Source organism: Streptomyces sp. NPDC045021, from assembly GCF_056432645.1.
Map to the genome: position 1 here is coordinate 537,017 of NZ_JBWKIQ010000001.1, position 20,534 is coordinate 557,550.

14 protein-coding genes are annotated in these 20,534 nt (G+C 71.5%); 3 read left to right on the forward strand and 11 right to left on the reverse strand.

Features of this window, described 5'->3' with window-relative positions:
- The first annotated feature begins 4 nt into the window (after positions 1-4).
- A complete protein-coding gene (locus AC07DC_RS02490; protein ID WP_478911103.1) occupies positions 5-970 on the forward strand; it encodes an SLAC1 family transporter in 966 nt (321 codons plus the stop codon).
- Here the strand turns inward: AC07DC_RS02490 and recQ are convergent.
- The 5 genes from recQ to AC07DC_RS02515 all read right to left on the reverse strand — a co-directional run bounded on the left by recQ (position 967) and on the right by AC07DC_RS02515 (position 9,268).
- Positions 967-2,910 (reverse strand): DNA helicase RecQ, encoded by a 1,944-nt coding sequence (recQ, locus tag AC07DC_RS02495; protein ID WP_478911105.1) that lies wholly within the window; start codon positions 2,908-2,910, stop codon positions 967-969. The two genes, AC07DC_RS02490 and recQ, sit on opposite strands and share 4 nt — an antisense overlap.
- An 85-nt stretch (positions 2,911-2,995) precedes the next feature.
- On the reverse strand, positions 2,996-4,984 hold the full coding sequence (locus AC07DC_RS02500; RefSeq protein WP_478911107.1) for a Xaa-Pro dipeptidyl-peptidase: 1,989 nt from the start codon (positions 4,982-4,984) through the stop codon (positions 2,996-2,998).
- Between the two features lie 242 nt (positions 4,985-5,226).
- Complete coding sequence (locus AC07DC_RS02505) at positions 5,227-6,138, reverse strand: oxygenase MpaB family protein (RefSeq protein ID WP_478911109.1); 912 nt, start codon at positions 6,136-6,138, stop codon at positions 5,227-5,229.
- Between the two features lie 84 nt (positions 6,139-6,222).
- Positions 6,223-8,634 (reverse strand): Tex family protein, encoded by a 2,412-nt coding sequence (locus AC07DC_RS02510; RefSeq protein ID WP_478911111.1) that lies wholly within the window; start codon positions 8,632-8,634, stop codon positions 6,223-6,225.
- A 118-nt stretch (positions 8,635-8,752) separates the two neighbouring features.
- Positions 8,753-9,268 carry a GNAT family N-acetyltransferase gene (locus tag AC07DC_RS02515; RefSeq protein ID WP_478911113.1) on the reverse strand — a complete coding sequence of 172 codons (516 nt, stop codon included), beginning with the start codon at positions 9,266-9,268 and terminating at the stop codon, positions 8,753-8,755.
- A 145-nt stretch (positions 9,269-9,413) separates the two neighbouring features.
- Here AC07DC_RS02515 and AC07DC_RS02520 point away from each other — a divergent pair, with 145 nt between their 5' ends.
- On the forward strand, positions 9,414-10,481 hold the full coding sequence (locus tag AC07DC_RS02520) for an acyl-CoA desaturase (protein WP_478911115.1): 1,068 nt from the start codon (positions 9,414-9,416) through the stop codon (positions 10,479-10,481).
- On the opposite strand, the gene AC07DC_RS02525 is transcribed toward AC07DC_RS02520, so the two are convergent.
- Positions 10,478-11,881, reverse strand: coding sequence for a M1 family metallopeptidase (locus tag AC07DC_RS02525; RefSeq protein WP_478911116.1), 1,404 nt, complete (start codon positions 11,879-11,881; stop codon positions 10,478-10,480). The two genes, AC07DC_RS02520 and AC07DC_RS02525, sit on opposite strands and share 4 nt — an antisense overlap.
- 5 nt (positions 11,882-11,886) lie before the next feature.
- Complete coding sequence (locus AC07DC_RS02530) at positions 11,887-13,677, reverse strand: AMP-dependent synthetase/ligase (protein ID WP_478911118.1); 1,791 nt, start codon at positions 13,675-13,677, stop codon at positions 11,887-11,889.
- Positions 13,678-13,836: 159 nt separating this feature from the next.
- Between AC07DC_RS02530 and AC07DC_RS02535 the strand changes: the two genes are divergently transcribed.
- On the forward strand, positions 13,837-14,574 hold the full coding sequence (locus AC07DC_RS02535) for a MerR family transcriptional regulator (RefSeq protein ID WP_478911120.1): 738 nt from the start codon (positions 13,837-13,839) through the stop codon (positions 14,572-14,574).
- 43 nt (positions 14,575-14,617) lie between these two features.
- Here AC07DC_RS02535 and AC07DC_RS02540 read toward each other — a convergent pair whose 3' ends face one another.
- The 4 genes from AC07DC_RS02540 to AC07DC_RS02555 are packed head-to-tail and all read right to left on the reverse strand — an operon-like array spanning position 14,618 to position 20,443.
- Positions 14,618-16,795, reverse strand: coding sequence for a 3-hydroxyacyl-CoA dehydrogenase NAD-binding domain-containing protein (locus AC07DC_RS02540; protein ID WP_478911121.1), 2,178 nt, complete (start codon positions 16,793-16,795; stop codon positions 14,618-14,620).
- Positions 16,796-16,828: 33 nt separating this feature from the next.
- Entirely contained in the window at positions 16,829-18,043 is a 1,215-nt protein-coding gene (locus AC07DC_RS02545; RefSeq protein ID WP_138355207.1) for an acetyl-CoA C-acetyltransferase, read from the reverse strand.
- Positions 18,044-18,089: 46 nt separating this feature from the next.
- Positions 18,090-19,241 carry an acyl-CoA dehydrogenase family protein gene (locus tag AC07DC_RS02550; protein ID WP_478911123.1) on the reverse strand — a complete coding sequence of 384 codons (1,152 nt, stop codon included), beginning with the start codon at positions 19,239-19,241 and terminating at the stop codon, positions 18,090-18,092.
- Positions 19,238-20,443: a CaiB/BaiF CoA transferase family protein gene (locus AC07DC_RS02555; protein WP_478911125.1), complete on the reverse strand. Its 1,206-nt coding sequence runs from the start codon at positions 20,441-20,443 to the stop codon at positions 19,238-19,240. Before AC07DC_RS02555 ends, AC07DC_RS02550 begins: the two co-directional genes overlap by 4 nt.
- Positions 20,444-20,534: the final 91 nt, after the last annotated feature.

The window sequence follows — 20,534 nt, forward strand, 5'->3', positions numbered from 1 at the left end:
TCGCGTGCTCGCCCGGGTGACGCCGCGGCACTGGTGGACCGGCCGCTCCCCCGCCGCCGGAGGGGCCGCGATGGCCACCGCGATCATCTCCGTCGTCCTGCGGCTGACCGGGTACGACGCGGCCTCCGCGGTCTTCCTCGTCCTGGCGGTCGCGGTCTGGCTGCTGCTCGCGGCGCTCTTCGCCGAACGGCTGCTGCTGGACATCGGGACGTGGCGGGCGCAGGCCGAAACGCCTGCCGCGCTGACCGCGGTCGCCGCCACGACCGTGCTGGGCACCCGGCTGTCGCTGCAGAACCGGCAGGGATGGGCCGTGGCCCTGCTGATCGTGGCCGCCGTGCTGTGGCCGGTACTCCTGCCGTCGGTCGTGCGGCACTGGAAACCGCGACTGCCGGGAGCGGGCTTCCTGGTCTGTGTCGCCACCGAGGGCCTCGCGGTGCTGGCCGGAACCCTCGCGCTCGCCGAGCGGCTGACCTGGCTGTTGTGGGTCACCCTGGGGTGCTTCGTGCTCGGCCTGCTGCTCTACGCCGCGGTGCTCCCGCGCTTCGACGTCGGCCAGCTGAAGACGGGCAGCGGCGATCAGTGGGTGGCCGGCGGCGCCCTGGCCATCTCCGCGCTCGCCGGCTCCAAACTCGTCACCGCGTCCGCCGCGAACGGACCCCTGCACTGGGCCACTTACGCGCACGGGACGCTGCGCACGCTCACCCTTGTGCTGCTGCTGCTCGACCTGTGCTGGTTCGCCGTCCTGCTGGTGGGCGAGGTGCGGTGGCCGCGCCTGACCTACGACGTCCGCCGCTGGTCGACGGTCTTCCCGATCGGGATGACGGCGGCGGCCTGTCTCGCCGTCGCCGCCGCGGCGGACGTCCCGGCGGCCGGGACCGCCGGGCGCGTGCTGCTGTGGCCGAGCCTCGTCCTGTGGGGGCTCGCCCTCGTGGGCGCGGTCCGGTCCGCGCGAGCCGGTCGGCAGGTCTAGAACTCCGGGTCGGGCTCCCCCGACGGGTCCTCCGCGTCATCGGGCTCCACCGCGTCGGCGAACCCCTCCGGCTCCTCCGGTGAGTCCGGCTCGCGCTCCACGCCCGAGAGCGTGTCCAGGATCTGCTGACCGTACTTCGCCAGCTTGTTCTCACCGACCCCGCTGATGGTGCCGAGCGCCGCCAGATCCGCCGGAGCGGCCGTGGCGATCTCGCGCAGGGTGGCATCGTGGAAGATCACGTACGCGGGGACGCCCTGCTCCTTCGCACTGGCCGCACGCCAGGCGCGCAGCCGCTCGAACACCGGCAGCAGCGCCTCGGGCAGATCGACGGGAGCGGCCCGGCGGGACTTGGCCGACTTCTCCGCGCGGGCGGCCTTCTCCGGCTCGCGCCGCAGCAGCACCTCCCGCTTGCGGCCCAGCACCTCGCCGCTCGCCTCGGTGAGCACCAGCGTGCCGTAGTCGCCCTCGACGGCGAGCAGCCCCTGGGCCAGCAGCTGGCGGACCACACCGCGCCAGCCGGCCACCCCGAGCTCGGTGCCGATGCCGAACACCGACAGCGTGTCGTGGTCGAACTGGATGACCTTGGCCGTCTTCTTGCCGAGCAGGATGTCGATGATCTGGCCGGCGCCGAACTTCTGGTGCCGCTCGCGCTCCAGCCGCAGCACCGTCGAGAGCAGCTTCTGCGCCGGGATGGTGCCGTCCCACGACTCGGGCGGGGTCAGGCAGGTGTCGCAGTTCCCGCACGCGGTGCTCTGCTGGCCGAAGTAGGCCAGCAGGCGCACCCGGCGGCACTCGACCGTCTCGCACAGCGCCAGCATGGCTTCGAGGTGCGTGCCCAGCCGGCGGCGGTGCGCCTCGTCGCCCTCGGATGTCTCGATCATCTTGCGCTGCTGCACGACGTCCTGGAGGCCGTACGCGAGCCAGGCGGTCGACGGCAGGCCGTCACGCCCGGCGCGGCCGGTCTCCTGGTAGTAGCCCTCGACGGACTTGGGCAGGTCCAGGTGGGCGACGAAGCGCACGTCCGGCTTGTCGATGCCCATGCCGAACGCGATGGTCGCCACGACGACCACTCCGTCCTCGCGCAGGAACCGCGACTGGTTCGCCGCCCGCACCCGCGAGTCGAGACCGGCGTGGTACGGCACCGCGTCGATGCCCTTGCCCACCAGGAACTCGGCGGTCTTCTCCACCGACGCGCGCGACAGGCAGTACACGACGCCCGCGTCGCCGGGGTGTTCGGTGCGCAGCAGCTCCAGCAGCTGCTTCTTCGGGTCGTCCTTCGGGGCGATCCGGTACTGGATGTTCGGGCGGTCGAAGCTCGCCACGAAGTGCCGGGCGTCCTTGAGGTTCAGCCGGGACGCGATCTCGCCGTGGGTGGCCTCGGTCGCCGTCGCGGTCAGCGCGATACGGGGCACCTTCGGCCAGCGCTCGTGCAGCGCGGACAGCATGAGGTAGTCGGGCCGGAAGTCGTGGCCCCACTGGGCGACGCAGTGCGCCTCGTCGATCGCGAACAGCGAGATCGTGCCGCGGTCCAGCAGCCGCAGCGTCGCCTCGGAGCGCAGCCGCTCGGGCGCCAGGTAGAGCAGGTCCAGCTCGCCGGAGAGGAAGGCCGCCTCGACCGACCGGCGCTCGTCCATGTCCTGCGTGGAGTTCAGGAAGCCGGCCCGCACGCCGAGGGCGGTGAGCGCGTCGACCTGGTCCTGCATGAGGGCGATCAGGGGTGAGATGACGACCCCGACGCCGTCGCGCACCAGCGCGGGGATCTGGTAGCAGAGCGACTTGCCGCCACCGGTCGGCATGAGGACGAGGGCGTCACCGCCGGCGACCACATGATCGATGATCTCCTGCTGAGCGCCTCTGAACGACCCGTAGCCGAACACGCGGTGCAGGACGCGCAGCGCGTCGCTCGTCTCGGACGTCTCGTCGAGGGCAGCAGCAGTCATCCGGGCAGTCTACGAGGAGCCCGGTGCCCGCCATGACACGATTCCCCGTCCCGGCCGGGTCGGACCGGGACGGGGACCGTTCGGGTCAGCCCAGCCGTGCCGCGGCCGGGAGCCGGTCGAAGAACGGGCGCTGGGCGGCGGGAGCGCGCAGCCCCCGGGCCTGCGGGGTGACCGCTGCGGTGGAGGTGTGCAGAGCGCCGTAGCCGCCGACGAGCGGCAGGTTCACCCCGGAACGGGCCAGGTCGACAGTGACCTTCGGGGTGGTGTCGGCAGGCAGGATCAGCCCGCCGTCGGTACCCGCGACGATCACGGCGAGGCGGTGCCCGGCCGGGACCACATGGTCGGTGGCGGCCAGCTTCAGGGTCATCGTGTACGGCTTGCCCGGGGTCAGCGGCACGCCGTGCTCGAGGGAGGCGTAGTGGCCGAGGTCGGCCCAGCCGCGGCTGAACACGGTGTGGTCCACGGTGGTGGTGTTCGCCGCCGTGTCGAGGAAGCAGGCGCTGTCACCGGGCGTGCTCTCACCGAAGCAGGAACGGGTGGCGAGGGTCTTGATGCCCTCGCCCGCTCCCAGGAAGTCACGGATGGTCGCCGGGCCGAGGTCGACCAGCACCGCCGACAGGTGCGCGCTGGTGGTGGAGGAGGTCGCGGTGACGGTGACCGTGCCGCTGCCGGACAGCCGCAGGTCCTTGGTGAGGACCCCGGTGGTGAAGGCCGTCCTGGCGGGGTTGGCGGCGTCGGGCTGGGCAGCCCAGTCCTCCTCCCACAGCGCCGGGTCGTCGGTGAACGACGCGGTGGTGCCGTGGGCGGCGGGCTTCGTGCCGAGGGTGCCGACGCCGGGCGTGGTGCCGGCGCGCAGGTTCAGCCGGGTGTCGACGGTCGCGACCGGCGGCCAGACACGGTCGGTGGTCCAGTGGTCGGGGGTGCGCTCGATGTCGGCCATCGGCTCGCGCTCGATGCCGTTGCGCACGCCCAGCAGGTAGTGGTCGAACCAGCGCTGCAGGGTGGGCACCCAGGCGGTGCGACGGGTGTCGAACGGGTCGACGTGTCCGGTCTGCGACAGCCAGACCTTGCGCTCGACGCCGTTGGCGGCGATCGCGTCCCACCACTGACCGAAGTTCTTCGTCCGGACGTTGAGGTCCTGCATGCCCTGGACGGCGAAGACGCTGGCGCGGACGTTGTCCGCGTCCTTGACGTAGTCGCGCTCGGTCCAGAACGGGGTCCAGTCACCGGTCCGCGGCGAGCCGGCGATGATCTTCTGCTGCTGCGCGGCGCAGTGCGCCTGGGCGTCCGGGCTCTCGACGGCGTCCGACAGCCACTCGGGGCCGTCCTGGAGCGGAGCGCCCTGGTGGAAGTAGTAGTCGTACCAGGAGCTGATCGCGCTGATCGGCACGATGGTCTTCAGACCGCGTACTCCGGTGGCGGCGACGCCGTTGGCGATGGTGCCGTCCCAGCTCTTGCCGATCATCCCGACGGCGCCGGTGGTCCAGCTCGCCGTGACCGACTGGCCTCCGGCGCGGGCGCTGTAGCCCTTGGCGCGGCCGTTCAGCCAGTCGACGACCGCCTTGGCGGACTGGATGTCGGACCGCCCGCCGACATCGACACAGCCGTCGGACCGGTTGGTGCCCGCCAGGTCGACCAGGACGGCGGCGTAGCCGCGCGGCACGAAGTAGTTGTCGTAGAACAGTGGCGCCTGGACGATGTGGCCGTTGGCGTCGTACGTCTTCAACTGGCTCTCGTTGCCGCGTCCGCAGCAGGAGTAGTAGGGGCTGGCATCCATGATCACCGGGATCTTCCGGCCGGCCTTGGCGGGTTCACTGGGCCGCACGATGTCGACGGCGACGCGGTCGGCCTTGCCGTCCGCGTCGCCGTCGAGTCCGGTGTCCACCCATACCGATTCGCGGATGGCGTCGGCATAGGAATAGTCGGGTTGGCTCAGTCCTTGCCGTACCGTCCCCGCGTCCCGGCCGTTCGCGTTGGCGACGGTGGGTGCGGTGAGTACGGCGGCCAGGGCGGCGAGTACTGCCACCACGGCGGATATCCATTGGGTGCGGGTTCCCCGCGCATGTATGAGCACGGGCGGACCGTAGCGGTTGTACCCGCCATGACAGAAGAGGGATACGAGACAACTTCCGGTTCGGATGGTGCGGTTGTGCAGTGACGGGCGTCGAAGCCGCGTGGTGGTCAGGCCGCCGGCATGACGATGAGCGACCCGGCGATCGTCAGGCCCAGCAGCGCGCACCAGGCGATCACCGGGAACCGCCGCGGCCGGAACGGCTGCTCGAGGGCAGGCTATCCGGCTTCCCGGCTTCCCGGCCGTCAGTCGCGCGGCACCTGATTGGGCGGTGCCGGGTCGGGCGGCACGCTGTGCGGCACCGGACAGCCGCCCGGCCCGAAGGTGCCCAGTTCCGCGAGGTCGAAGCCGTCCCGGTACCCCTTGATCTCCGGGTTCTGGCGCGCGTAGTGCGGGGTGCGGCGCGGCGGCAGCAGCCGGACCGCGCGGCCCCGCAGCCGCAGCGCCCCGCGCACCGCGGCCCTGCCGGCAGGGGACGGCGCCGGGTAGCGGAAGGCGCGCAGCAGCGAGTCGTCCAAGAGCGCGCGGGCACCGGCGCGGGCCAGCGGGGCGAGCGGGGCCGGGTACCAGGACGCCATCAGGTCCAAGGTCGCGTCGGAGACCTTGCGGCCGCCCTCGTCCCAGCCGAAGTGCGCCGGCTCGTAGGCGTCGAGGAGCGACTCGAACTCCTCGAAGGTGCGCGGGACTTCCCTGATCCCCATCTGTGCGCCGAGGGTGCGGTAGTACGCGGCCGTGGCGCGCAGCTCGTGCTGCGACAACCGGCGCCAGCCGTACGCGTCGAGCCAGCGCTTCGGCATGACGACGAACGTGCACAGCACGTACCGCAGATCGTCGTTGCTGATGTCGTAGCGCCCGTGCATCTGGTTGATGCGGCGGATCGCGGTGCGGCCGTTCTCGCTCGCGAAGCCGTGCTCGACGACGGCATCGAGCAGCAGCGCGGTGTCGTCGTAGCGCTTCTGCGAACGGTCCGTCAGCTCCGCGGTCTCCGAGAGCAGTCGCCCGATGCTGGGGACGGCGTAGGTGCGGTAGAGGGCGAGTTCCAGGGCACGTGCGAAGTCCCAGGGGAATTCGAGGGTCGCGGAGATCCGGTAGATGCGCAGGAAGTCCCGCTCCGGATCGAGCCGGCGGATCTCGCGTAAGTGGTCGTAGCGTCCCACGGCTTACCCCCTGGTTCCCGGCACCGGCGGGAGCCCACTCTACGGCCGGCGCGCCCGCGCCGGCCGTAGAAATGCGACGATGGGTCAGCGTCCGCCGTTGCCCTTGTCCAGGCCCGCGCGGCGCAGCGCGTCGGCCATGGCGCCGCCGGGGGCCGGGGCCGCCGAACCACCGCCGCGGCGGTCACCACGGTCGTCGCGGCCACCCCGGCCGCCCTGGCCGCCCCGGGCCTGGCGCGGCGGGCCACCCCGGCGCTCGCCACCACCGCCACCGCCCGCCGGACGCTGGTCGTCCCGCGGACCGCGCGGGGTGGCCTCGTCCTCCAGCCGCAGCGTCAGCGAGATGCGCATGCGCGGGATGTCGACCTCCAGGACCTTCACCCGCACGATGTCACCGGGCTTGACGACCTCGCGCGGGTCCGAGACGAACTTCTGGGACATCGCCGAGACGTGCACCAGGCCGTCCTGGTGGACGCCGACGTCGACGAAGGCGCCGAAGGCGGCGACGTTGGTGACCACACCCTCCAGCAGCATGCCGGGCTGAAGGTCCTTCATCTCCTCGACGCCGTCCTTGAAGGTGGCGGTCTTGAAGGCGGGGCGCGGGTCGCGGCCCGGCTTCTCCAGCTCGGCGAGGATGTCGGTGACGGTCGGCAGCCCGAAGGAGTCGTCGACGAAGTCCTGCGGCTTCAGGGCGCGCAGCACGGTGCCGTTGCCGATCAGCGACGGGATGTCGGTCTTAGCCGTGGCGCTGATCCGCCGCACCACCGGGTACGCCTCGGGGTGCACGCTGGAGGAGTCCAGCGGGTCGTCACCGCCGGGGATCCGCAGGAAGCCCGCGCACTGCTCGTACGCCTTCGGGCCGAGCCGCGCGACGTCCTTGAGCGCCTTGCGGGACCGGAAGGGCCCGTTGGCGTCGCGGTGGGCGACGATATTGCCCGCCAGACCCTCGGTGATGCCCGAGACCCGGCGCAGCAGCGGCGCGGAGGCGGTGTTGACGTCGACCCCGACACCGTTCACGCAGTCCTCGACGACCGCGTCCAGCGAGCGCGACAGCTTCAGCTCGGACAGGTCGTGCTGGTACTGGCCGACGCCGATCGACTTGGGATCGATCTTGACGAGTTCGGCCAGCGGATCCTGCAGGCGCCGGGCGATGGAGACGGCGCCGCGGATGGAGACGTCCAGCTCCGGCAGTTCGGCGGAGGCGTAGGCAGATGCGGAGTAGACGGACGCGCCGGCCTCGGAGACCACGGCCTTGGTCAGCTTCAGGTCCGGGTGCAGCCGGATCAGGTCGGCGGCGAGCTTGTCGGTCTCGCGCGACGCCGTTCCGTTGCCGATCGCGATCAGGTCCACGGAGTGCTCGCGGGCGAGCTCGGCGAGGGTGGCGACCGACTCGTCCCACTTGTTGCGCGGCACGTGCGGGTAGATCGTCTCGTGGGCGGTGACCTTGCCGGTGGCGTCCACGACGGCGACCTTGACACCGGTACGGAAACCGGGGTCGAGCCCCATGGTGGCCCGGGTGCCGGCCGGTGCGGCGAGCAGCAGGTCGCGCAGGTTGGAGGCGAAGACCCGGACGGCCTCGTCCTCGGCGCCCTGGCGCAGCTGTCCGCGCAGGTCGATGCCGAGCCGGACCAGGAAGCGGGTGCGCCAGGCCCAGCGCACGGTGTCCGCCATCCAGCGGTCACCGGGCCGTCCCCGGTCGGCGATGCCGAAGTGGTGCGAGATGCTGCGCTCGTAGCTGCTGGGGCCCTCGCTCGGCTCCTCGGGCTCCAGGGTGAGGTCGAGGACCTCCTCCTTCTCGCCGCGCAGCATGGCCAGCACGCGGTGCGAGGGGAGCTTGGCGAACGGCTCGGTGAAGTCGAAGTAGTCGGAGAACTTGGCGCCGGCCTCCTCCCGTCCCTCGCGCACCTTCGCCACCAGGCGGCCCCTGGACCACATCCGGGTGCGCAGTTCGCCGACCAGGTCGGCGTCCTCGGAGAACCGTTCGGTGAGGATGGAGCGGGCCCCTTCCAGCGCGGCGGCCGCGTCCTCGACGCCCTTCTCCGCGTCGGTGTAGCCGGCGGCCACCGCCTGCGGGTCGAGGCCGGGGTCGGCCAGCAGCGCGTCCGCCAGCGGCTCCAGGCCGGCCTCCCGGGCGATCTGCGCCTTGGTGCGCCGCTTGGTCTTGAAGGGCAGGTAGATGTCCTCCAGCCGCGCCTTGGAGTCGGCGGCCAGGATCTGCGCCTTCAGCGCGTCGTCCAACTTGCCCTGCGACTCGATGGACTCCAGGATCGCGGCCCGGCGCTCGTCCAGCTCCCGCAGGTAGCGCAGCCGCTCCTCCAGGGTGCGCAGCTGCGCGTCGTCGAGCGTGCCGGTGGCTTCCTTGCGGTAGCGGGCGATGAACGGCACGGTGGCGCCGCCGTCGAGCAGGTCGACGGCCGCCTGCACCTGTGCCTGCCGTACCCCGAGTTCCTCGGCGATCCTGCGCTCGACCGACGGCCCGACCGACCCTGCAACAGACATCGTCACGATGCTGAACCTGCTCTCTCCGCTGGACTTCTGCGTGCATTATGCCCGCGCCGGCCCGGCTCCCGCGTGCGCCCACGGTGTGGTGAACGGCTCGGGGAAGTGCGCGGTTGCCTCAGACCAGCTTCTTCTCGAACCAGTGGTCGGCGTACTGGCTGTCGTTGTACGGCGGGATCTCGCGGTATCCGTGCCGGGCGTACAGCGCGCGGGCCTCGATCAGGTCCTTGCGGGTGTCGAGCCGCAGCACGGCCACGCCCAGGATGTCGCGGGCGGCCTGCTCGGCGGCGGCGATCAGCCGGCTCGCGACGCCCTGGCCCCGGGCGTCGGCGTGCACGAACATCCGCGTCAGTTCCGCGGTGTCCCGGTCCAGCACCCGGACGCCCAGGCAGCCCAGCGGCACACCGTCACGGCGTGCGACCAGGAAGTAACCGGTGGGGAGGACCAGATCGTCGCTGGGTTCCTCCAGCAGGACCTGGTCCACTTCCTCGTCGGTCGCCGGCCGGTCGTAGTACCGGGCGACCAGTTCGACGTAGTACTGCCGCAGCAGGGCGGATGCCTCGGGATGGCCTGGCGCCAGGGGGGCTGTCTCCCACTCGGCGGCGTGGTCGGTTGTTGCATTCACGCAGCCCATACTTACAGGACCGTGCGGGGGCTAGCCCCCGAATATCCGGGGGCTTGGCACCCCAGCGGTTGGGGTGATGCCGCCATGGCTGCTCCGGGCCGCTGATCCGTACGTTCGACGTACGGATTCCGCACGCCAGCATCGAGGAGCACCAATGCCCCCCGTCAGCATTCTCGCAGCCCCTGTCACCGCCGCCTCCGACGACGCCGACTGTCCGGCGGGCAGCGATTTCGCCCCCTTGCTGCGGGAGGTCAAGGAGCGCGGGCTCTTCAAACGCAGGCCCGGGTACTACGCCGCCGCGATCGCCCTGAACCTGGCCGCACTGGGCTGCATATGGGGCGGGGTGCTGATGCTCGGCGGCTCCTGGCTGGTGCTGCTCCTCGCCCTGCCGGCCGCGGTCTTCGGCGCCCGTACCGCCTTCTTCGGACATGACGCCGGACACCAGCAGATAGCCCGCAGCCGGGACCGCAACCGGCTCATCGGTCTGGTGCACGCGAATCTGCTGCTCGGTATGAGCTACGGATGGTGGAACGACAAGCACAACCGCCACCATGCCAACCCCAACCACATCGAGAAGGACCCGGACGTCGAGGTGGGCGCGCTGGTCTGGACACGGGCCCAGGCCGTCGAACGGCAGGGCTTCGCACGCTTCCTCACCCGGCACCAGGCGCGGCTGTTCTTCCCGATGCTGCTGCTGGAAGGCATCGCGCTGAAGGTCTCCAGCTTCCAGAGCCTGAAGAGCCGCCCGGCCCGCGAGCGCGGCGTCGAAGGCGCACTACTCACCGCCCATCTCCTCGGCTACCTCTCCCTGTTGCTGATCGCGATGCCCGTCGGACAGGCCATCGCCTTCGCGTTGCTGCACCACGCACTGTTCGGCCTGCACCTGGGCTCCGCCTTCGCGCCGAACCACAAGGGCATGGAGATGCCGGAGCCGGGATCGCGCTGGGGCCACCTGCGCCGCCAGGTCCTCACCTCCCGCAACGTACGCGGCGGGCTGGTCACCGACTGGTTCCTCGGCGGGCTCAACTACCAGATCGAGCACCACCTCTTCCCGAACATGCCCCGCCCGCACCTGCGCCTCACCCAGCCACTGGTCCGCGAGCACTGCGACCGGCTGGGCGTCCGCTACACCGAGACCGGGCTGCTCGACTCGTACGCCCAGGCACTCAGCCACATGCACGAGGTCGGCGCCCCGCTGCGCGGCGCAACCCCTGCCTCCTAGGGCGCCTTGGGGCGGCCGTCGCCGTACAGCCAGGCGGCGAACAGGCCCCAGAGGTCCTTGCCGGACTGCTTCTCGCACCACGCCATGAACTCGGCGGAGTCGACGTTCCCGCCCCGGTGCCCGGCGGCCCAGCCACGCAGGATGGCGAAGAACCGCGCGTCGCCCACCGCCTGCCGCACCTTGTGCAGGACCATCGCGCCGCGGCCGTAGACCGGGGCGTCGGAGACGTTCTCCGGCTTTCCGGGGTCGGCGGCCGGGAACGCCCACTGGGTGTCGTCCTGGTAGGCGGCGTCGAAGTGCTGCTGGGCGCTCTGCCCGCCGTGCTGCTCGTCCCACAGCCACTCGGCGTAGGTGGCGAAGCCCTCGTTGAGCCACATGTGCCGCCAGGTGCGGGGCGTGACGGAGTCGCCGAACCACTGGTGCGCCAGTTCGTGGACCAGGGTCGGTTCGTCCAGCGTCGTGCCCTTGCTGTCGCCTGGGAACACCGGCTTCGTCTGGGTCTCCAGGGCGTAGTCGACGATGTCCCGGTCGACGCGGTCGACGACGGCGCCGGTGGACGAGAGGGGGTACGGGCCGAAGAGCCCGCTCTCCCAGTCCACGATCTCCGGGATCCTGCGCAGCACGCCGGAGCGGTCCTCGCCCGCCTCGCGGGGGTCGACAGCCACGTAGACCGGCAGTCCCGAGGCCGTGGTCGACCGGGTCACCTGGAACTTCCCGATGGCGACGGTCGCCAGATAGCTCGCCATCGGCTCGGCGCTGTGCCACTGGAAGGTGGACCGGCCGCCCGAGGTGCGGGTGTCGGTGAGCTCGCCGTTGGACACCGCGGTCAGGCCTTCCGGCACGGTCACCGTGATGTCGTAGGCGGCCTTGTCCGAGGGGTGGTTGTTGCCGGGGAACCACGCCATCGAACCGACCGGTTCGCCCAGGCCGAGCGCGCCGTCGTCGGTGGGGACCCAGCCCTCGTGCGAGCCGTCGGCGTCCTGGATGGTGCCGGGGACGCCGGAGTACTCGACGACGGCGGTGAACTCCGCGCCCGCGACGACGGCGTGGGCGGGCCGCACGGTCAGTTCGGTCCCGGCGCGGGAGTTCTTGGCCCCGGCCCCGTCAACGGTGACCTTGCCGACCTCCAGTCCCGACAGGTCCAGGTTGAAGGTCGTCAGCGCCCGGGTGGCCCGCGCGGTGATCCGCGCGGTGCCGCGCAGCAGCCGGGTGCCGGGGTCGTACTCCAGGACGAGCCCGTAGTGGGAGACGTCGTAGCCGCCGTTGCCCGCCAGCGGGAACAGCGGATCACCGACACCGGAGGGGCTGTCCGCGGGCGGGGACGCGGAGGGCCGGCCGGCCCCGCACGCGGTCACGAGGAGCAGCGCGCAGAGCGCCGCGCGCAGGAGTCGGTGGTGCACGGGTCCTACCCCTCGTACAGGGAATCGATCTCCTCAGCGTACGTACTGCGGATCACCCGGCGCTTCAGCTTCAGCGACGGTGTGAGCTCTCCGGTGGCCGGTCCCCACTCCTCGGTGAGCAGGTGGTAGCGCTTGATCTGCTCCGGACGGCTGAGCCGCGCGTTGGCGCTGGCGACCGCGCGGGCGATCTCGGCGCGCAGCAACTCCGGGCCCTCGCGGCCGGCCCAGGCGGCGGCCGGCTCGGGGTCGAGAACGAGCAGCGCGACGAGGTAGGGGCGGCCGTCGCCGTGCACGAGGGCCTGGCCGATCAGCGGGTGCTCCTTCAGCGCGTTCTCGACCGCCGCAGGGGCCACGTTCTTGCCCGAGGAGAGCACGATGATCTCCTTCTTGCGGTCGGTGATCCACAGATAGCCGTCCTCGTCGATCCGGCCGACGTCCCCGGTGGGGAACCATCCGTCGGCGTCGGTGGCGGAGAGCACCGTGCCGTCCGGCCGCAGATAGCCGTCGCAGACGATCGGTCCGCGCACCAGGATCTCGCCGTCCTCGGCAGTCTGTATCTCCACCCCGTCCAGCGGGCGTCCGACGGAGCCGAACCGGAAGCCGCCGGGGCTGTTGGTGGTGGCCACGCCGGTCGTCTCCGTCAGGCCCCAGGCGTCGACGATGACGAGGCCGAAGCCGGCCCAGAACTCCAGGATGTCCACGGGCATCGGCGCGGCGGCGCTCGCCGTCCAGACCAGCCGTTCGAAGCCGGCCAGAGCCAGCACCGGGTCGAGCACCCCGGCCTTCGCCTCGGCGTAGGCCGCGGCCAGGGCGGCCGGCGGCTGCTCGCCGCGCTCGCGGCACTTCACCACGGCTCGCGCGGTCTCCGCGGCGGCGTCGAAGGCCACGCGCCGCTCCTCGGGCAGCAGACCGAGCGCGGTTCGCACGGCGGAGGTGAGCTTCTCCCAGACCCGGGGCACGCCGAAGAACTGCACCGGGTGCAGTTCCCTGGCGGTCGCGGCGACGGCCAGCGGATCGGCGCAGAGGTGGACGTGCGCGGCCCGGAAGACCGGCAGATAGATGCCGAGCATGCGCTCGGCTATGTGGGCGAAGGGCAGGTAGCAGATGTGCGCGGCGTGGCCGGGGAAGTCCGCGACGCGGTCCAGCGCGATGCCGTTGAGCAGCACGTTGCGGTGCGAGATCACGACGCCCTTGGGGTCGCCGGTGGTTCCGGAGGTGTAGACGACGGTGAGCGGGTCGGCCGCACCCACCGCGCGCCAGCCCTTGTCGAAGGCTTCGGCGTCGTACAGCCGGACGCCCTGCGCGGCGATGGAGGAGTACGCGACGTGCGGCCCCGCCTCGCCCGGTTCCACCACGACGAGCCGGCGCAGCCGGGTCTGCGGGTCGTCGACGAGCGGCTCCCACCGGGCGGCCTCCCGCGCCGATTCCACGACCACCAGCCGGGCCCTGCTGTGCCGGGCGATATGGGCGATCTGCTCGGGCGCGGCCGTGCCGTAGACGGAGACCGGCACGGCGCCCAGGTGGACCAGGGCGAGGTCGGAGAGCCAGTGCTCGGGCCGGTTGCCCATCATCAGCAGGACGTGCTCGCCGCGCTCCACGCCGATCGCGGCGTAGCCGGAGGCGAGGACGGCCACCTTGCGGCGGACATCGGACCACGTGAGGGTGGTCCAGCCGGATCCGTCGGCGGTACGCCAGGACAGCGCGGGGAGGTCCCCGTGGTCCTCGGCGTTGCGCAGCAGCAGCGCGGGGAGGGTGAGCTCGGACGGTTCGGCGGGGAGTCGCAGGATCGTGGGCATGACGGCCTCCTGGCCGGCCTGGCGGCCGGTCTCCTGGAACCTGGCGGGGTACGGGAACCGCAAGCTTTCACACCATCGCTGAGACAGCAATACTGTTGAGCACGATCGCCGCATCGACCGGGGCGGCACCGGCGTACCGACGGAAGCGAGGCGCAGCGCATGACGCAGTCCCTGATCCAGCCGGCCGGCCTCACCGTCGACGAACTGGCGGCGCGGGCCGGAGTCACCGTCCGTACGCTTCGTTTCTACAGCAGCAAGGGCTTGCTTCCGCCGCCCGTGCTGGGTCCGCGGCGGGTGGGGCTCTACGGGCCCGAGCACCTGGCCCGGTTGTCGCTGATCGAGGAACTGCAGCACCAGGGGCTGACGTTGGCCGCCATCGAGCGCTATCTCCTGCAGCTGCCGGCCGACATCACGGCGGAGGATCTGGCGATGCACCGGGCGCTGGTCGCCGCCTGGGTGCCGGACTCCGCCGAGGAGACGCCGCGCGCGCAGCTGGAGCGGCGGGCGGGCCGGGAGCTGACCGATCACGACGTGGACCGGCTGTCGGCGATGGGCGTGCTCGACCGCACCGACCGCCCGGAGATCTTCCTCGTCAATCCGGCGATGCTGCACCTGGGGGTGCGGCTGCTGGACGTGCCGATCCCGCTGGAGACGGTGCTCGCCACCCGCGAGATCGTGCTGAAGCACACCCGGGCCGTCGCCCACGAGCTGCAGAAGCTCTTCCGCGAGCAGGTGTGGCAGCCCTATCTGGACGGCGACCCGAGCCCGGAGGAGACCGCCCGGATGCGTGCGCTCACCGAGTACATCCAACCGGCGCTGGTCCAGGCGCTGGTGACGGCCTTTCAACGGTCGCTGGCGGAGGAGCTGCGGGCTTCGACCTCGTCCGCGCGGGACTGAGGCCGAAGCCCGTACGCCGACAGCTGCCGCCTGTCGGCAACCGTCAGTTGTCGCTGAAGGTCTCGCCCTTCTCCGCCTTCTCCACCAGCAGGGCGGGCGGGGTGAAGCGCTCGCCGTACGCGGCCGTCAGCTCGCCGGCGCGGGCCACGAAGCCGGGCAGCCCGCCCTCGTAGCCGTTGATGTACTGCAGGACGCCGCCGGTCCAGGCGGGGAAGCCGATGCCCATGATCGAGCCGATGTTGGCGTCGGCCACCGAGGTCAGAACGCCTTCTTCGAGGAGCCGGACGGTGTCCAGGGCCTCGGAGAAGAGCATCCGCTCCTGCATGTCCCGGAACGGGATCCGCGCGTCGGGCTTGCTGAAGTGCTCGCGCAGGCCGGGCCACAGCCGGGTCCGCCTGCCGTCCTCGTAGTCGTAGAACCCGGCGCCGCCGCTGCGACCGGTGCGGCCGAAGTCGTCGATCAGCCGGTCCATGACCCGGTCGGCCGGGTGGGTCTGCCAGGTGCCGCCCTCGGCCTCGATGGCACGCCGGGACTCCGCGCGGATCTTGCGCGGCAGGGTGAGCGTCAGCTCGTCCAGGAGCGAGAGCACCTTCGCCGGGTAACCGGCCTGAGCGGCGGCCTGCTCGACGGAGGACGGGTCCAGTCCCTCGCCGACCATCGCGACGCCCTCGTTGATGAAGTGCCCGATGACGCGCGAGGTGAAGAAGCCGCGCGAGTCGTTGACGACGATCGGGGTCTTGCGGATCTGCCGCACCAGGTCGAAGGCGCGGGCCAGCGCCTCCTCGCTGGTGTGCTCGCCCTTGATGATCTCCACCAGCGGCATCTTGTCGACGGGCGAGAAGAAGTGCAGCCCGATGAAGTCCTGCCGCCGCTTGACGCCTTCGGCGAGCAGCGAGATCGGCAACGTCGAGGTGTTGGAGCAGAGCAGGGCGTCGGGGGCGATGACGTCCTCGATCTCCTGGAAGACCTTGTGCTTGAGCGACGGGTCCTCGAAGACCGCCTCGATGACGGCGTCGCAGCCCGCGAGGTCCCGCGGGTCACCGGTCGCCCTGATGCGGCCGAGCAGCTCGTCGCGCTTGGCCTGGGTGGTGCGACCCCGGGCGAGGGCCTTGTCCAGGATGGCGGCCGAGTACGCCTTGCCGCGCTCGGCGGCCTCGGCGGACACGTCCTTCAGGACGACCTGAATGCCCGCCTTGGCGCAGGAGTAGGCGATGCCGGCGCCCATCATCCCGGCGCCGAGCACGGCGACCTTGGTGACCGGGCGCGGGTCGATGCCCTGCGGGCGGTTGGCACCGGAGTTGACGGCCTGCAGATCGAAGAAGAACGCCTGGATCATGTTCTTCGAGATCGGGCCGCAGGCCAGTTCGGTGAAGTACCGGCCCTCGATCGCCAGCGCGGTGTCGATGTCGACCTGGGCGCCCTCGACGGCCGCGGCCAGGATGTTGCGCGGCGCCGGGTACGGGGCGCCGGCCAGCTGCTTGCGCAGGTTGGACGGGAAGGCCGGCAGGTTCGCCGCGAACGCCGGGCTCTTCGGGGTGCCGCCGGGGATCTTGTACCCCTTGACGTCCCAGGGCTGCTGGACCTGCGGGTTCGCGTCGATGAACGCGCGCGCCCCGGCCAGCATCTCCTCGCGGTCGGTGGCGACCTCGTGGATGAGGCCGGACTCCAGCGCCTGCCGCGGGGCGTACTGCCGGCCCTGCAGCAGCACCTTGAGCAGCGCGTCGGCGATCCCGAGCAGCCGCACGGTGCGCACCACTCCGCCGCCGCCGGGCAGCAGCCCGAGGGTGACCTCGGGCAGGCCGATCTTGGAGCCGGGGGCGTCCAGGGCGATCCGGTGGTGGCAGGCGAGCGCGATCTCGTACCCGCCGCCGAGCGCGGCGCCGTTGATCGCGGCGACGACCGGCTTGCCGAGGGTCTCCAGGCGGCGCAGCCGGCCCTTGATGCGCATCGAGCCCGCGAAGACGTCGGCGGCGTTCTCGGGCGTGGCGCGGATCAGGTCGCGCAGGTCACCGCCGGCGAAGAAGGTCTTCTTGGCGGAGGTGATGATGACGCCGCGTACGGTGTCGGCCTCGGCCTCCAGCCGGTCCAGGACGGCGTCCAGGGAGTCGGCGAAGGCCGCGTTCATGGTGTTGGCGGACTGGTTGGGGTCATCGAGGATCAGGGTGACGATTCCGTCGCCGTTCCCGTCCTGCTCCCAGCGGATGGTGGTGGACTCGCTCATCTCAAGGTCTCCGTAAGGGGGTTGGACTCGGCGTCAGACGCGCTCGATGACAGTGGCGATGCCCATGCCGCCGCCCACGCACAGCGTCAGCAGGCCGTAGCGCAGATCGCGCCGTTCCAGTTCGTCGATGAGGGTGCCGAGGATCATCGCGCCGGTGGCGCCGAGCGGGTGGCCCATGGCGATGGCGCCACCGTTGACGTTGACCTTGTCCAGGCTCAGGCCCATCTCGCGGACGAAGCGCAGCACAACGGCGGCGAACGCCTCGTTGATCTCCACCAGGTCGATGTCACCGATGCTGAGGCCCGCCTTGGCGAGCGCCTTGCGGGCGGCGGGCGCGGGGCCGGTCAGCATGATCGTCGGGTCGGCGCCGGACACGGCGGCCGAGACGATACGGGCCCGCGGGGTGAGGCCGTACCGCTCGCCAGTCTCGCGGTTGCCGATGGCGACGAGCGCCGCGCCGTCCACGATGCCCGAGGAGTTGCCCGCGTGGTGGACGTGGTCGATCTTCTCGACCCAGTGGTACTTCTGCAGCGCCACGGCGTCGAAGCCGCCCGCCTCGCCGACCGTCGCGAAGGACGGCTTGAGGGCAGCGAGGGTCTCGGCGGTGGTGCCGGGGCGGATGAACTCGTCGTGGTCCAGGACGGTCAGGCCGTTGCGGTCCAGGACCGGGACGACGGACCGGGCGAAGCGGCCGTCCTTCCACGCCTCGGCGGCCCGCTCCTGCGACAGGGCCGCGAAGGAGTCGACGTCATGGCGGGAGAAGCCCTCGATGGTGGCGATGAGGTCGGCGCCGACGCCCTGCGGGACGAAGCCGGTCTCGAAGTTGGTCATCGGGTCCATCGCCCAGGCGCCGCCGTCGGTGCCGAGCGGGACGCGCGACATGGACTCCACGCCGCCGGCCAGCACGAGGTCCTCCCAGCCGGAGCGCACCTTCGCCGCCGCCAGGTTGACCGCTTCCAGGCCCGAGGCACAGAAGCGGTTCTCCTGCAGACCCGCGACGGTGTCGGGCAGCCCCGCCGCGATCGCCGCGATCTTGGCGATGTCGGAGCCCTGGTCGCCGATCGGGCCGACGACGCCCAGCACGATGTCGTCGATGGCGGCCGGGTCCAGGCCGGGGAACCGGCGGCGGATCTCGTGGATGAGGCCGACCACCAGGTCGATCGGCTTGGTGCCGTGCAGTGCGCCATTGGCCTTGCCGCGGCCGCGCGGGGTGCGGATGGCGTCGAATACGTACGCTTCGGGACTCACGTCGGGTGCCTTTCGGGAATGAGGGGTCCGGAGGTCGGTCGGAGGATCAGGAGAGCAGTGAACGGCCGATGATCTCCTTCATGATCTCCGTGGTGCCGCCGTAGATGGTCTGGATACGGCCGTCGGTGAACGCCCTCGCGACCCGGTATTCGGCCATGTAGCCGTATCCGCCGTGCAGTTGCAGACAGCGGTCGGCGACCCGCTTCTGCAGTTCCGTCGCCCACCACTTGGCCATCGAGGCATGGACGGCGTCGAGCCCGCCGGCGCTGTGCTCGGTGATGCAACGGTCGATGAAGGAGCGGGTGACGGCGCACTCGGTGGCCATCTCCGCGATCTCGAACCGGATGTGCTGGAGCTTGGCCAGCGGACGGCCGAACGCCTCGCGCTGCTTGACGTACTCGGTGGTCAGCTCCAGGACCGATTCGGCGGCGGCGATCCCGGAGACCGCGATGGCCAGCCGCTCCTGCGCGAGATTGGTCATCAGGTGCAGGAACGCCTGGTTCTCGCCGCCCAGCAGGTTGGCCTTCGGCACCCGCACATCACTGAACGACAGCTCCGCGGTGTCCTGCGCGTGCTGGCCGATCTTGTCCAGGTTGCGGCCGCGTTCGAAGCCCGGCATACCGCGCTCGACGACCAGCAGGCTCAGGCCCTTCGCTCCCTCCTGGCCGGGCTCGTGGCCGGTGCGGGCCACGACGATGACGAGGTCGGCGAGGATGCCGTTGGAGATGAAGGTCTTGGAGCCGTTCAGGATCCAGTGGTCCCCGTGGTCGGCGGCGGTGGTGCGGATGCCCTGCAGGTCGGAGCCGGCGCCCGGTTCCGTCATGGCGATCGCGGTGATGATCTCGCCGGAGCAGAAGCCCGGCAGCCAGCGGCGCTTCTGCTCGTCGGTGGCCAGCGAGGTGAGGTACGGGCCGATGATGTCGTTGTGCAGGCCGATGGCCAGCCCCGAGACGCCCGCCCTGGTGAACTCCTCGCCCAGGACGACCCCGTAGCGGAAGTCCGGCTCTCCCCCGCCGCCGAACTCCTCGGGCACCGCGACACCGAGCAGGCCCTGGCGGCCCGCGGCGAGCCATGCCTCCCGGTCGACGATGCCCGCCTTCTCCCAGCGCTCGTGGTGCGGCAGCGCCTCCTTGGCCAGGAAGGTCCGCACGGTCTCACGGAAGGCGTCGTGGTCGGAGGTGAAGATCTCACGCTTCATACGGATTTGTCTCCTCGGAGGCTTTCGGACGCGTCGAGCGCGGGGCCTTGGTCGAGTACGGGGCCTTGGTCGAGGGCGGGGCTTTGGTCGAGGGCGGGAAGCTGCCAGTCCCGGGCCACCTCCGCGGTGTGCGCGCCCGGCTGGGCGGGCGGGAGGCGTACGGCGCCGGGAGTGGCGGAGAAGCGGGGCGCGGGGGCGGGCTGGACGAGGCCGCCGTCCTCGGTGAAGGTGCCGCGGGCGGCGAGATGCGGATGGGCGGGAGCCTCGCGCAGCGACAGCACCGGGGCGACGCAGGCGTCGGACCGCTCGAAGACGGCCGTCCACTCCTCGCGGGTGCGGGTCTTGAAGCGAGCGGCGACGGCGGCGCGCAGATCGCCCCAGCGGGCGAGGTCGCCGCGGTCCGGGGCGTCGTCGCCGAGCTCCAGCAGCGCGGCGAACTCGGCGTAGAAGCGCTTCTCCAGGGCTCCGACCGCCATGTAGCCGCCGTCCGCGGTCTCGTAGACGCCGTAGAACGGGCAGCCGCCGTCGAGCAGGTTGGCGCCGCGCCGGTCCTGCCAGCCGCCGGCCGCGACCATGCCGTGGATCATCGAGGTCAGATGCGCGGTGCCGTCCACGATCGCGGCGTCGACAACCTGTCCGGTGCCGGTGGTGCGGGCGTGCTGCAGGGCCGCGAGCACGCCGATGACGAGGTAGAGCGAGCCGCCCGCGTAGTCGCCGACGAGGTTGGCGGGGATGGCCGGCGGGCCGTCGGCCGGGCCGATCATGCCCAGTGCGCCGGTGATGGCGATGTAGCCGATGTCATGGCCCGCGGTGTGCGCGAGCGGGCCCTCCTGGCCCCAGCCGGTCATCCGCCCGTACACCAGGCGGGGGTTGCGGGCCAGCGCCTGCTCGGGGCCGACGCCCAGCCGTTCGGCGACGCCCGGCCGGTATCCCTCGACCAGGATGTCGGCACGTTCGACCAGGTCGAGGACGGCAGCGGGGCCCTGCGGGGACTTCAGGTCCAGCAGCACGGACCTCTTGTTGCGGTTGGTGATGTCGTACGACGGGTCGATGCCCAGCCCGGAACCGCCGGGCCGGTCGACCCGCACGACATCGGCCCCCAGGTCGGCCAGCACCATCGCGGCGAACGGCCCGGGGCCGATCCCGGCCAGCTCGACGACCCTGACGCCGGCCAGTGGGCCCGGGCCTGCCTGCACGTCCATCAGCTCCCCGATCACTTTGACAGTACTGATGTCACATCAGTGATGTTAGGAACGTGTTCCAGTCCTGGCAAGGGCCGGACGGGCGGGTCCC